Origin of the sequence: Prevotella communis (genome assembly GCF_022024115.1) — a bacterium.
Taxonomy (GTDB): domain Bacteria; phylum Bacteroidota; class Bacteroidia; order Bacteroidales; family Bacteroidaceae; genus Prevotella; species Prevotella communis.
The window spans coordinates 3,109,551-3,123,509 of the sequence record NZ_CP091792.1 but is presented as its reverse complement, the minus strand read 5'-3'; the positions used below and the strand labels follow the sequence as shown (position 1 = coordinate 3,123,509).

Annotated in this window: 11 protein-coding genes; 3 read left to right on the top strand and 8 right to left on the bottom strand. The window is 50.7% G+C overall.

Going from position 1 to position 13,959, the window contains the following annotated elements:
- Positions 1–102: 102 nt before the first annotated feature.
- Genes L6468_RS12945 through L6468_RS12935 form a run of 3 tightly spaced genes read right to left on the bottom strand, consistent with a single transcriptional unit; the run spans position 103 to position 2,801 of the window.
- A complete protein-coding gene (locus tag L6468_RS12945) occupies positions 103–1,308 on the bottom strand; it encodes a hypothetical protein (protein WP_237793529.1) in 1,206 nt (401 codons plus the stop codon).
- Positions 1,305–2,210 carry a hypothetical protein gene (locus tag L6468_RS12940; protein ID WP_237793528.1) on the bottom strand — a complete coding sequence of 302 codons (906 nt, stop codon included), beginning with the start codon at positions 2,208–2,210 and terminating at the stop codon, positions 1,305–1,307. The genes L6468_RS12945 and L6468_RS12940 overlap by 4 nt, the downstream gene beginning before the upstream one ends.
- A gap of 51 nt (positions 2,211–2,261) precedes the next feature.
- Positions 2,262–2,801 (bottom strand): RNA polymerase sigma factor, encoded by a 540-nt coding sequence (locus L6468_RS12935; protein WP_237793527.1) that lies wholly within the window; start codon positions 2,799–2,801, stop codon positions 2,262–2,264.
- Positions 2,802–3,062: 261 nt separating this feature from the next.
- Between L6468_RS12935 and L6468_RS12930 the strand changes: the two genes are divergently transcribed.
- Both L6468_RS12930 and L6468_RS12925 read left to right on the top strand, forming a co-directional pair.
- Positions 3,063–5,030 carry a tetratricopeptide repeat-containing sensor histidine kinase gene (locus L6468_RS12930; protein ID WP_237793526.1) on the top strand — a complete coding sequence of 656 codons (1,968 nt, stop codon included), beginning with the start codon at positions 3,063–3,065 and terminating at the stop codon, positions 5,028–5,030.
- Positions 5,031–5,048: 18 nt separating this feature from the next.
- Positions 5,049–6,599 carry a bifunctional metallophosphatase/5'-nucleotidase gene (locus L6468_RS12925; RefSeq protein WP_237793525.1) on the top strand — a complete coding sequence of 517 codons (1,551 nt, stop codon included), beginning with the start codon at positions 5,049–5,051 and terminating at the stop codon, positions 6,597–6,599.
- 18 nt (positions 6,600–6,617) lie between these two features.
- Here the strand turns inward: L6468_RS12925 and L6468_RS12920 are convergent, their stop codons facing one another.
- The 5 genes from L6468_RS12920 to L6468_RS12900 form a co-directional block, all read right to left on the bottom strand.
- Positions 6,618–8,078, bottom strand: coding sequence for a M6 family metalloprotease domain-containing protein (locus L6468_RS12920; RefSeq protein WP_237793524.1), 1,461 nt, complete (start codon positions 8,076–8,078; stop codon positions 6,618–6,620).
- Positions 8,069–8,497: an amino acid-binding protein gene (locus tag L6468_RS12915; RefSeq protein ID WP_091852609.1), complete on the bottom strand. Its 429-nt coding sequence runs from the start codon at positions 8,495–8,497 to the stop codon at positions 8,069–8,071. The genes L6468_RS12920 and L6468_RS12915 overlap by 10 nt, the downstream gene beginning before the upstream one ends.
- A gap of 13 nt (positions 8,498–8,510) precedes the next feature.
- Positions 8,511–9,785: a phenylacetate--CoA ligase family protein gene (locus L6468_RS12910; RefSeq protein WP_237796682.1), complete on the bottom strand. Its 1,275-nt coding sequence runs from the start codon at positions 9,783–9,785 to the stop codon at positions 8,511–8,513.
- A 106-nt stretch (positions 9,786–9,891) separates the two neighbouring features.
- Positions 9,892–10,257: an endonuclease domain-containing protein gene (locus tag L6468_RS12905; protein WP_091814007.1), complete on the bottom strand. Its 366-nt coding sequence runs from the start codon at positions 10,255–10,257 to the stop codon at positions 9,892–9,894.
- A 54-nt stretch (positions 10,258–10,311) separates the two neighbouring features.
- Complete coding sequence (locus tag L6468_RS12900; protein ID WP_237793523.1) at positions 10,312–11,619, bottom strand: phenylacetate--CoA ligase family protein; 1,308 nt, start codon at positions 11,617–11,619, stop codon at positions 10,312–10,314.
- Positions 11,620–11,746: 127 nt separating this feature from the next.
- Here L6468_RS12900 and L6468_RS12895 point away from each other — a divergent pair, with 127 nt between their 5' ends.
- Complete coding sequence (locus L6468_RS12895) at positions 11,747–13,915, top strand: acetate--CoA ligase family protein (protein WP_237793522.1); 2,169 nt, start codon at positions 11,747–11,749, stop codon at positions 13,913–13,915.
- Positions 13,916–13,959: the final 44 nt, after the last annotated feature.

Below are 13,959 nucleotides of genomic sequence, written 5' to 3'. Positions count from 1 at the left end.
ATTTCTTTATCACTTTATCGGACAAAGACATGGGACGCAATCTCTGCGTTCCATGTCTTGCCCCTAGGGTGAGAAAAACTTGTTTTATTTATGATGAGTAATTTATTTCACAACTTTCCTTGGATGATACTCGAAGAGTTTCTGGTTGTCGCGAAGTTCCTTGATGTTGAAGCTCTTTACCGAGCCGCTCCAGTTGGCTCCCCACATGGCGAAAGGTTCGCCCTCAGGAACAATATAGGTAATTGTCTCTGTCTCATCAGGTATGGGTTCGAATACCATTACGATGGCAAAGTAGTCGCCTGTGCATCCCTCTACCCAGAATAGATCGTTGTTAGGATAACCAATCACGTCCTTGCACTTATACTGATGACCCCGCTGGTCAACAAGAATATTGTTGCCGCCACGACCGAAATACTCGCGCATCCAGTTCATCTCGCAGGCCTCAGCCAGATAGGTGGCTTCAGGCGTACACCACATAGCATAGGTGCCTTCTGGTACTGGCTTGATGAGATGCGCATCATTATAGACAGCCCATGACTGGTAGTTGTCTTTGTCATAATCTTTTGCCTCGCTCACGAGGTGGGCCTCGTGGAACTTAGGCGCTTTGTCCCAGGAGCCTAATCCTCTGTATTCCTGCCAGAAGTGACCTGTCTGTGTGTTGAGGTTCACATCCATGCCTCGCATATACCAGTTGGGCACACCATAGATGCAGATTTCCTTGGTGGTCTCAGGCAGCTTGGGGAAAAAGATCTGGAAGTCCAGGATGGTGCCTTCTTTCTCCTTCACGCTGAACACCTTACCGTAGCAATCGGGATTTGTGCGACGCGACTGATAGATAACGCCTGTTTCCTTGTCGAGGATGACGCACTCGTCGCTACAGAGCCATAGGTTCGTTACGATGTCGGCAGGCATACGGAAATAGCAATGGAGCACGGTCTCGTCGTTCTCCTCTGTCAATTGCCATACAACGGGAAGGTAGGCATAATCTTCACGATTTATGAAATTGGGGAAGATGCTTTCGAGGCTGTCGATGGTGGGCACATTCTTCACAAAGCCCATGTTCTCGTGCCAGGAGTTGTTTTCTGTGTCTTTCCAGACAACAGTCTTCTTCTTGGTTTTCTTATCAATGGTTGCTTCAGGGACGGCTGCCATAAAAAAAGCATCGCATTTTGCCAGGAACTTGACGTCCTGTTTCTGTTTCTGTTTCTGCGTCGGCATAGGCTTTGCCTGATACCAAGTTGTTTGCGCCTGTATAGACAGACAGGCGATAGTCAAGAGACTATAGGTTAGAATACATTTCATAATCATATTTTCCTTGTTTTGTTGTTAATACTCTTTATATGCATGAGCTCATCGCGATATTCTTGATAACAGGTAGACGACTCTTTGGTGCCCAATGGTGCGTGGGTGCAGTAGAGCAGAATCTTTCCATTTACACGCTCGGCAATCCAACGGTAGTGCAACTGCTTCCGCATATCCTTCAGTTCGAAGAAGAACTGCTGGTGAGAGAAACTCAACAGATAGCCGGGTGTCTCGTCGCTATACCAGCAGGCGGCTTGCAGTAATCTGCTGAAAACGTCTATTTCCTTTGTGTCAGGGAAGACGTAAACGGCGCTGACGACGTTGCTGTCGTTCTGGGCGGAGCACTTCAACTCACCTTCCTTCACCTTGTAATAATTGGCAAACTTGGTGATGAATTCGTCCACACGGGCTGGATTCTGATAGGGCACTGTATCTGTCTTAGTTTCGTTCGATGCGTAATGCAGGTTCGGATCGTCTGCAGAGGTGTAGGCAGGAACTTTTTCCTCCGTGGGTACCTCTTCTTCAATTGCGGCCTCCTTGTCGTTGACAGCAACTCGTTGTATTGCTGATGGCAACTCGTCGTTTTGCTGGTCGTAGCTCGTCGTTTTGCTAATAGAGGGCTGCTCCGTTGTCTCAGTATGTTGTGCTGTCAGACCTCCTGTCTCTCCCTCTTCTCCTGAGGGCATCAGCGTGACGCCTATGCCGATGAGGAGGAGTAGCGAGGCGGCTGCGGCTATCCAGCGCCAATGGCGGCGTGCTTTCCCTGCGACAGGATCGCTGGGCACGCGGGAAGGCGCGGCTTTCAGCTTCTCCTCCATCTTCGTCATGAAGTCGGCAGGCAGCTTGGGTGTCTCAGCATATTTCCTATGTAGCGCCTCGCGCAGGTCTGTATCTTTTATCTTGTTCATTAAACATTAATCATTAAACATGAAACATTCTTTTCAGCGCTGAATGAATCTTCAATTATTTAACTTGCGATAGAGTTTCTTTCTCGTCCTGTAAAGGCGGTTGGCCAGTGCTGCAGGTTCGATACCTGTGATATAGGTTATCTCTGCGAGCGGACGGTCTTCGAAGTAGTAGAGTGTCAGGAGCATTCGCTCGTCGTCTGGCAGTTCGTCAATCACCTCCATCAGTTGCTCTATCCTCTCTTCGCGCCCAGTGCTCAGTTCTGCCTCCAGCTCCTCGTCGCTGATGTCAGTATTGTCTTCCATCGCTACAATCACAGGCCGTCGTCGTCTCAGATGGTCAAGTGTCAGCCGGTAGGCGATGCGGCAGAGCCAGGTGGAGAGCGAAGCCTTGTGAGGGGCGTAGCTGTCGATATGACTGAAGGCCCGCAGGAAGGTGTCCTGTGTCAGCTCCTGGGCGTCCATCATGTCGGGCACCTGTCTCGCTATCATGGCGAAGACACGCTCGGCATAGCGACTGACCATCTCTGTCTGTCCCTCGCGCCGTCCTTGCCTGACGGCCTCTACAAGTTCTGTCTCTGTCAGAGCACTCATCTTTTTGTCTATCTCTATTTGTTATACGACAGTTTTAGGAAAATATCTCGCACTTTCGCGATTTTTTTTTCAAAAAAAGTTTAATTGTACCTTTTAATGGTTTTGTTTTGTCAAAATTAATACAATAATCCGTACCCTCCAAATAAATTGAGGGTAGTTAAGTGAAATTGTTCTGTTTTTAAGTTTTATTATTAAATTTTGCGGGAATGCATTTTTTTGCTTACCTTTGCAAACTGAATAGAATAAGGTATAGAGGAAATAATGAGAATCATAAAATTAGCTATCATACTATTATGCGGAATCTGTCTGCAGATGGGTGCGTCTACCATCGACTCCCTGCGCCAGGTTGTTCCCACGCTGAAAGGCAATGAGCGTTCTAAGGCCTATATGAAACTCTCGCAACTGCTCAGTAGCGAAGATAATCCGCAGGCAGCCCTCGACTGCCTGGATGAATGGATTGCTTTCGAGCAGGGTGAGCATAATATCGAAGGCGAGGGAAAAGCCCGCTGGAGCAAGGTGGCCGTACTGACCAACTGTGCCATGGACTCCATGCTGCTGAAGGAGGCTCCTGAGCAGATGGCGTGGTTTAAGAAACACCGTCAGTGGAACCGTTATTATGATACGTGGGACAGTAAGGCCTGCGTCTATATGTATTCCTCACGTATCCAGACGGCCCTGCGCGAAGCCCAGGATATGTTGGCCGATGCCCAGAAGAATGATGACAACTTCGGTAAGGCTGCTGCCTATCAGTTGATGGGTGTGGTCTATGAGAGCATGGGTCAGTATGACCAGGCTATCGATGTGTTTCGTGAGTGTATCAAACAGCTGAAACAGCGCGAGAGCGAGGTGGAGGCCTTCACGACGGTATTCGACTACCTTTGTCAGACGCTTGACGAGAGTCACCGCTATACTGAGGAGCTCGATGTTGCCAACGAGTGGGAACAGGGCATCTTGCGTCGCTTGCAGCGTAAGGGGGCATTCCCAGAACTGCATTTTCCCACCTATATCGCCTGTCGTTGTAATAAGGCTTCGGCCCTTGCCGGACTGAACCGAATTGAGGAAGCTGAACAGGAGATATGCAAGGCGGAGGAGATGCAGAAGGCTTGTGGTACGCCTCTGGGACAATACCGTATATATTACGTACGTGTGCACTATGCCCTTGCTGCCAAGCAGGCAGAGCAGGTGCTGGCCTATTGCGACAGTCTGGAGGCGCTCGACCTGAATGCTGGTGGCGATGTGGCCGCTTTCCGTGGTGAGGCCTATCTGCAGATGGGACGGATGGATGAGGCTGCCAAGACCTTCCGCGACCTCTATTATCAGAAGGACTCAGTGTTTAACCGCGAGATGCGTATCCAGTTGGACGAGCTGAACACGCTCTATAAGGTTGACGAACTGAAGATGCAGACCCAGTTGGAGCGTTCGCGCTTCCTCATCGGTATGGCTGTCGTACTGGTCGTAGCCCTTCTGCTGGCGATGTATCTCAGACATGTGGCAGCAGCAAAGTTGCGCCGTGAGCATGCCTTGCTGAAGGTGGCCAACGCCCGTGCAGAGGAGTCTTCGAAGATGAAGACCAACTTCATCCAGCAGATCTCGCACGAGATACGCACGCCGCTGAATGTGCTATCCGGCTTTACGCAGATTATCACGGCACCGGATGTGAAACTTGATGAGGCCACGAAGAATGATATCAATACACGTATCATCGAGAGTACGGACCGTATCACAGGACTGGTCAACAAGATGCTGGAACTGAGTGATGCCAACAGTACGGCTGTGATCGAGAGCCATGATGATGTGTCGGCTCCGCAGATAGCATCGCAGGCCGCAGAAGAGGCACGTATGCAACAGGATCGTCATATCACCTTCGAGATGCAGGTGGCACCCGATGTGGAATCTGCTATGCTGCACACGAATATGCGTCAGGCTTCACGTGCCCTGATGCTCCTGCTGGATAATGCACGTAAGTTCACCAAGCAGGGCAGCGTCAGGCTGATACTGGAGAAGACGGACAAGATGATGCGCTTCGTGGTGGAGGATACGGGTATCGGTGTACCCGCTGCTGAGGCCGAGCATATCTTTGAGGAGTTCGTGCAGTTGGACAACTACTATGATGGTACGGGTATCGGTCTGACGGTGGCTCGTTCTATTGCCCGCCGACTGGGTGGCGATGTGGAACTGGATACCACTTACCAGCCGGGTGCCCGCTTCGTGATGACACTTCCTTTGTAACATAAAAGTGAAATACCTATGAAAAAGAACCTTTGTATCCTGCTATTGACAGTGGGTGCCTTGATAGGCTGCTCTACAGGTCAGCATGTTGCCAGACAGCAGCATCAGAAAAGTATCGTGGTGCTCTACGAGAATGATGTGCACGGACAGATTGACGGTTATCCCAAACTGGCCGGTCTGCGTGATGCCATCAGTCAGAGTGATACGGCTTGGACGGCTGTGGTGAGCTGTGGCGACTATCTCTCGGGTGGTGTGGCCTGCTCGCTAAGGAAGGGTGAGTATATCGTGACGCTGATGAACAGCGTGGGCTATGATGCCGTGACGCTGGGTAATCATGAGTACGACTTCGGTATGCCGCGCCTCATGGAACTGCTGCCAGGGCTAAATACGTCGGCTGTCTGTGTGAACCTCTACGACTATCAGGGTACAGAACCGCTGATGGCGCCTTATGTCATCAGGCAGTATGGCAGTCAGCGCGTGGCTTTCGTGGGTGTCAGTACGCCTGAGTCGATGGATGCTGAGGCTTACTCTTTCTTTGACGACAAGGGTCGCCAGTTGTACGACCTGCATACAAAGGAGACCTATCAGATGGTGCAGCAGGCTGCCGACAAGGCACGCAAGGAGGGAGCCGATTATGTCATCGTGCTGGCCCATCTGGGAGAACTGGAGTCTGATACGGGTGTGGACTCCTACGGACTGGCTGCTGCGACGCGCGGCATCGATGCGGTGCTCGACGGACATACACATCACACCTATGCCAGAACGGATATCACCAATCTGGATGGCAAGAAGGTGCCAGTCAGTTCTACAGGAACGCAGTTTGCTAATTTCGGCAAACTGGTTATCAAGGATGGTAAGGTATATACCACCCTCGTGCCTGCTGCTGAGAATACCTATACGAGCGTGAAGGTGGCTGCTACGCTGGCTGATGTGAAGGCACAAATTAGTGAGCAAACTTCAAGACGGTTGTGCAAGTCGGACTTTGAACTGACCATCAATGATGCCAGTGGTAAACGACTGGTGCGCAGCGGTGAGACGAATCTTGGCGACCTCGTGACGGATGCATACCGTAAGGCTGTGCAGGCTGAGATAGGTCTGACCAATGGTGGCGGACTGCGCAACAGCATCAAGGCTGGAGTGATTACTTATGGTGATGTGCTCAATACGTTACCCTTCGAGAATTATGTCATCAAGATGGAGGCTACTGGTCAGCAGATTATGACGATGCTCGAGAAATGTACCTCACAACTGCCCGCCGAAGAGGGTAACTTCCCACATGTGTCGGGCATGCGCTTCACCGTGCATAGCAAGAGTCACAGGGTGACGGATGTAGAGGTGCTCGACCCAGCGAGCAATACTTATAAGCCTCTTGACCTGCAGCGTCGCTATACCATAGGCACTATAGACTATACGCTGAAGGGTGGCATGATGAACAATTGTCCTCAGTTGCCCGTAACAGCTCAACTGTATGCCGAATGTGTGGCTGATTATCTGAGTACCTTTGCCAACGGTATGGTGGATGCCGCCTATGCCAGGTCGCAGGGGCGCATCACGTTCGTTGAAGATTAAGAAGAAAGAAAAATGCCGCTAGCGACGGACCACCTTTTTGGTCTGGCCGTTAGCGTATTTGATGATATACATTCCTGTTCCCATTGCTCCCTGAGGAATCTGACGTCCGCTCAGATCGTAAACCTCCTTGATTTGAGGTTTTAGGTTTGAGGTTTGGGATTGAATGGCTGTCTGACTATTGTTGCCTCCCATGAAGTCAAAAGATACCAGTCCGTTGTCCACACGGATATTCGTAATGGGTTTCGACATCAGTTTGGTGCCGTCCTGTGCCGCATGACGCAGTGTGGCAGCAGGGACTGAGTTATTAGTCAGCGAGTCTTTCTCTCCATAGGGATAGGCCCATCCGCTTTCCATAACGGTATAGTTCATGCCGTTGGCGGGAAAGATGCTGTAGTGGTTGTCTGTATACTTATTGGGATATTCGTATTTCCATAAATGTTCGTCATAGTCGATGTGGAAGATCACAAGTCCGCTGCCAGGCAGGTATCTGTCCCATCCTTGCTGCTGACGATTCTCCAGGATATAATACTCATTGGGATAGGCATCATTGCGTATCATGTAGGCCACAGGCTCATCGCCGAGGGCTGGCATATTGGTGATGTATGCAGGCTCTGTCAGTTCTTTCACGTCGAGCCATCCCAGTATCATGCGTTCGTGGGCAGAATAGTTGGGCGGGCAATAGCCGTTATAGTTGTAATTGCCATGATCCATAATGTCCCAGTTGCCAACGATCTGTAGGTTGTTAAAGTAGAAATCAGGGAGTGTCATGCAGTGCCCGAATTCGTGGCAGAATGTGCCGAAGGTCGCACAGGTATTACCTATCTCAGGTATAAATCCATAATTATCTATTTTGTAGTTCTTGTCGCTACTATTCACGACGACAGGATCGTGTTCGTATATGGAGAGTGCTGCCTGGTGAGCCCAGATGGTGTTCTTGTCGCCGCCATCGTTCTGTCCCATGCCGGCATAGATTACCAATACTTGGTCTATGTAGCCATCATCATCCCAGTCGTAGGGTGCCCAGTCTGTCACTGTATTTTTCAAGGAGTCGGCCAGTGCCTCAAATAGCATGGAGGCATTCTCGTCATCGGTAGCAGTACTGTGATAGACGGCATGCTCTTTGTTCACTTTAAAGGCATACAGGTCGAACTGCAAGTTGAACTTGCCGTAGCTCTGGTTGTAGAAATAATCGTGTACAGACCCCTGATAGTTGCCCTCGTGATAGTTGGGCTGATTGAGAATCTGGTTCCATAGCATAAGGGGATCCTCACTCTCAAAGTCCAGGTCGCTAAAAGAGGAAAGGACTACCAGCTGACGTTTATCACCAATATATGATTTGGCGCGTTTTGCCGCTGCAGCGCGCTTACTGCTGATGCTACGTGGTAGCATGTGGCGGCGAGGATGTTCATAAGAAAATGCTGTCAGCGAACTCACTAAGAGCAGCGCTGACAGCAAGTATTTTACTGTGTTTATGCCCATTTACTCAGGTCTTGTTCTGCAATAAACTTCATGTTGTTCAGGATGATGACCTCACGTGCCTTCTCACGGTTGTCGGTACGGAATACGAGGATTCCCTTGCCGCGCAGCAGGAAGGTGTACATATAGGCAATGCTGATGCCTGCATCGCTGAATATCTTCACGGCGTCGGCAGCACGTCCTGGTTCGTCGTCGAGTTCCAATGCAAGTACATCGCTCAGGGCCACGGCGACACCAGATTTCTTCAGCTCATCGTAGGCACGCAGAGGTTCGCTGCAGATGAGTCGATAGATACCATACTCTGCCGTGTCGGCAATGGTAGAGGCAATAATCTGAATTTTAGCCTCTTTCAGTACTTCAAGAACCTTGATCAGGGTGCCTGAGCGGTTCTCGATAAAGATGGATAATTGATGAATTGTCATAATATATAGATTTTTATTGATAAACTTTTCTCTTGTCAACCACACGCACGGCCTTGCCTTCGCTTACGGGCAGTGTGCCGCGGGGTACGAGTTTTACGCGGGGCGTGAGCAGGATCTCGTCTTTCAGGGCGCGAGTGATGTCCTTACTGAGCTGTTGCAGACGGTTGTAGTCGTCGGTAAACATCTCGGCCAGTTCCACCTCAACAGTCATGTTGTCGTTGTCCTCATCGGTGGTCAGGGTAATCAGGTAGTTGTTGCCCAGTTCCTTGAACTGCATCAGGATTTTCTCAATCTGGATGGGGAAGATGTTGACGCCGCGCAGCACCATCATATCGTCTGAGCGACCGCGCATACGATCCAGACGTACGTGATTACGTCCGCAGGGACAACTGCGTCCCAATACGCGGGTGAGGTCGCGGGTGCGGTAGCGCAGCAGCGGCATGGCCTCACGACACAGCGTGGTGAGCACCAGTTCGCCAATCTCGCCATCGGGCACTGGCTCCAATGTCTCTGGATCTACGATTTCTACGATATAGTAGTCCTCCCAGAAATGCAGACCATTCTGCTCAGGGCACTCGAAACCTACGCCAGGACCGCACATCTCACTCATGCCGAATGAGTTGTAGGCCTTGACACCCATCATATCCTCGATACGCTTGCGCTGTTCCTCAGAGTGGGGCTCTGCGCCGATAGCCAGCACCTTCAGTTTGGTGTCACGACGTGGGTCAACACCCTGTTCCTGCATCACCTCGTAGAGACGGGTAACATAAGAGGGAACAGCGTGGATGGCTGTAGTGCCAAAGTCCTTGATAAACTTTATCTGGCGCAGCGAGTTACCTGCTGCTGCAGGTACGGTGAGCATACCCAACTTCTCAGCGCCGTACTGGAAGCCCAGTCCGCCAGTGAACATGCCGTAGCCAGATGAGTTCTGGAATACGTCGTCAGGACGCAGTCCCACCATCCACAGGTTACGTGCCACCTGGTTGGCCCATTCGTCAAGGTCTTTCTTCGTGTGCAGGATAACGGTGGGGTTACCTGTGGTGCCTGATGACGAGTGCAGACGCACGCAGTCTCTCATAGGTACGCAGCACATGCCGAAAGGATAGGTCTCGCGCAGGTCTTGCTTTGTAGTAAAGGGCAACTTGCGCACGTCGGCCAATGTCTGGATGTCGTCGGGTGTAATACCTGCTTCTTTGAATTTCTTTTGGTAGAACTCGTTGTTCATGCAGTGGCGAACAGTCTCCTTGAGTCGCTCCAGCTGGAACGCCTCAATCTGTTCGCGACTCATGGTCTCGCGTTCAGGATTAAAAAAAGGACTCTCCCCCGGCCCCTCCCTGTGAGGGAGGGGAGTAGATACTTTTGTCGTTAGGTCGTTTTCTTGTTTCATCTAGTAATTATTTGAAATAGTTTCTTATCTGTTCTGTGACATATTCTGTCTCATAAATCACTTCCTCATTTGTAAACCGAATAACATGGTAGCCCATTTGCTCCAGATCTTCTTCTCTTAGCCTGTCGTCTATCTGTTGACGAGGTTCTGAATGATAACCGCCATCAATCTCAATAATGAGTCCTTCTTGTCGTGAGACGAAGTCCACTATATAGTCTCCGATGACGTGCTGACGCAGGAATTTGATTCCTAATCTGTTATTCCGTAAGCAATCCCATAGAATAGTTTCTGCAGGGGTTGGATTCTTCCTGTTTTCGCGTGCATGCGCTTTAAGCACTCCATAACTGTTAGGAATAGCAGTTTTGTAACTCATTCTAAGCTTCAACTATCTACTCCCCTCCCTCACAGGGAGGGGCTGGGGGTGGGTCTACAGTTTTCTATTATCTATCACGTGGGCGCTCTTACCCTGACTGCGCTCAATGGTGCCTGGTGCTTTGAGCTGTACCTTGGCGGCGATGCTGAGCACGCTCTTTAATTTAGCGGCCAACTTCTTCTCCAGGGCATCAACAGCGGCAGGTGTGTCGAAGGTAGAGGTAAATACCTCCTGACGTAATTCAGCCTGAACAAGCAGCGTGTCGAGGTTCTTCTCACGATCCACAATCAGCATGTAGCGTGGAGCAAACTCAGGCAGCGACAGGATGACGCTCTCCACCTGTGATGGGAATACGTTGATACCGCGGATAATCAGCATATCGTCGCTTCGACCCTGGATGCGACCCATGCGTACGTTGGTACGACCGCAGTCGCAGGTGCCTGGTATCAGAGAGCAGAGGTCGCGTGTGCGATAGCGCAGCAACGGCATACCTTCTTTGGTCAGTGTGGTAAACACCAACTCGCCCGTCTGTCCCAAGGGTAGGGGCTCCAGTGTGGTGGGATTGATTATTTCCGGATAGAAATGGTCCTCATTGATGTGTGAACCATTCTGCATCTGGCACTCATAGCTCACGCTGGGACCCATAATCTCTGACAGACCATAGATGTTATAGCCTTTCAGTCCCAGTTTATTCTCAATCTCCTTGCGCATCTGCTCTGTCCATGGCTCAGCACCAAAAGCACCGATACGCAGTCGGATATCGTCTTTGCTGATGCCAATCTTCTCCATCGTCTCGGCCAGATAGAGGGCGTACGACGGGGTGCAGGCAATACCGGTGATGCCCAGGTCGCGAATCAGTTTCAGGTGTTTCTCTGTGTTACCCGTGCCGGCAGGGATGACGCTGGCTCCCAGATGTTCCACACCATAGTGGGCACCCAGTCCACCGGTAAACAGGCCATAGCCATAGGCCACAGAGAAAATGTCATCGCGCGACACGCCAAAGGCTGTCAGACAGCGAGCCATGGTCTCGCTCCATATACCGATATCCTTACGTGTATATCCCACGATAGTAGGCTTTCCTGTGGTGCCACTTGAGGCGTGGATACGGATTATCTCGCTCTGCGGGGCTGCCTGGAGACCAAAGGGATAGTTGTCGCGCAGGTCTTGCTTCGTGGTAAATGGCAACTTCTTGATGTCCTCGATGGTCTGGATGTCATCTGGACGAATGTCCATCTCTTGCAACTTATTGCGATAGAAAGGAACATTATGGTACACATACTCTACAATTTTGTGTAGGCGTTTGCCTTGCAGCGCGCTCATCTCGTCGCGGCTCATGCACTCTTTGTTAGGATTCCAAATCATGTCTATGTTTTTAGGTTTGTGTAGTGCAAAAGTACAACAAATAATGCTTTCAGCCAAAAAATCCTCTTGAAACTTTTTGCCTTTTCCCTGAATTGTATTATTTTTGCAACAAAATACTAAAAACGCTATGATAAACAAGCAACTTCTTCAGCCAGAGAGCATCGTGGTGATTGGCGGCTCCAATAATGTGCATAAACCTGGTGGCGCCGTAGTGCGTAATCTGTTGAGTGGTGGCTACGAGGGTACGCTGCGTGTAGTGAATCCCAAGGAGGACGAGGTGCAGGGTATCAAGGCCTTCCATGATGCGCAGGAATTGCCGCCAACGGACTTGGCTATCCTGGTGGTGGCCGCCAAGTATTGTCCTGACTACGTGGAACTGCTGGCCAAGGAGAAGCAGGTGCGTGCGTTCATTATTATATCTGCTGGATTTAGCGAGGAGACCCATGAGGGTGCTCTGCTTGAACAGCGCATTCTGGATATCTGTGACCAATATGGCTGTGCGCTGATAGGTCCCAACTGTATCGGACTGCTCACACGCTGGCATCACTCTGTCTTCACGCGTCCTATACCCAACCTCAATCCAAAGGGTGTTGACTTTATTTCGGGCTCTGGTGCCACGGCGGTGTTTATCCTTGAGAGTGCAGTGAGCAAGGGACTGCAGTTTAATAGCGTCTGGTCTATCGGTAACGGTAAGCAGAATGGTATCGAGACGGTGTTGGAATATATGGACGAGCATTTCGATGCCGAGCGCGACTCGCTGGTGAAGTTGCTGTATATTGAAAATATTGCCGATCCGGATAAATTGTTGTTTCACGCTACGTCGCTCATCAAGAAAGGGTGTCGTATTGCCGCTATCAAGGCCGGTTCATCGCAAGCCGGCAGTCGTGCGGCCAGCAGTCATACAGGTGCCATCGCCAGCAGCGACTCTGCCGTAGAGGCACTGTTCCGCAAGGCAGGTATCGTGCGCTGCTTTAGTCGTGAGGAACTCACTACGGTGGGGTGCATCCTCTGTCTTCCCCCTTTGCCTCAAAGAGAGGGCGGCCTGAACTTTGCCATCGTCACACATGCCGGTGGTCCTGGCGTGATGCTCACGGATGCGCTGTCGAAAGGTGGTATGAACGTACCGCCGCTTACGGGACCTGTGGCCGAAGAGCTGAAAGGAAAGTTGCTGCCTGGCAGTAGTGTGGCCAACCCGATTGATATCCTGGCTACAGGAACGGCCGAACATCTGGGTATTGCTATCGACTACTGTGAGCGGATGGATAATATCGATGCCATCATGGTGATTTTTGGCACGCCTGGGCTGGTGAAGATATTTGAGGTCTATGACGTCTTGCATAAAAAGATTCAAGAGTGTAAGAAACCTATTTTCCCCATTCTTCCAAGTGTGAGTACTGCAGGTCCTGAGGTTCAGGAATTCCTGAAACGCGGTCATGTGAACTTCTGTGACGAGGTGACGCTGGCCACGGCGCTGACGCAGATTATGAAAACGCCTGCTCCTGCTGAGCAGAATGTGGTGGTGAATGGCGTGGATGTGCCGCAAATTAGAAGGATTATCGACAGTATTCAGACCCACCCCCAACCCCTCCCTGAAGGGAGGGGAGAGGATAGCTCTTCTACAGAGAAAACTGACGACAAGACTATATATTCCCCTCCATCACAGGGAGGGGCAAAGGGGTGGGTCTCTCCTTCGATTGTTCACGACCTCCTTGCTGCTGCCGGCATCCCCACGGTGCCTGAGTTTGTAAGTGCTGACAAGGACGAGATAGTGGCCTTTGCCGAGAGGGTAGGCTACCCTGTAGTGGTAAAGGTGGTTGGTCCTGTGCATAAGAGTGATGTGGGGGGCGTGACGCTGAATATCCACTCCCAACAGGTGCTCTCGGCTGAGTTCGATCGTATGATGCAGATTCCTGATGCTACGGCGGTGATGGTGCAGAAGATGATTCGTGGTACCGAACTGTTTATTGGTGCGAAGTACGAGCCGCGCTTCGGACATGTTGTGCTCTGCGGACTGGGTGGTATCTTCGTGGAGGTGTTGAAGGATGTGTCGTCTGGTTTGGCACCGTTGTCTTACGAGGAGGCTTACTCCATGATTCGTTCCCTGCGTGGCTATAAGATACTGAAAGGTACGCGTGGACAGCGAGGCATCAACGAACGTAAGTATGCCGAGATTATCGTGCGTCTCTCTACGCTCCTGCGCTTTGCCACGGAGATCAAGGAGATGGACATCAATCCGCTCCTTGCTGATGGCGACGACATCATCGCTGTAGATGCCAGAATCTTGGTAGAAAAATAGCACTAACTTCCAAGTTTTTTGTCGATTATTTACATTTTCTACAT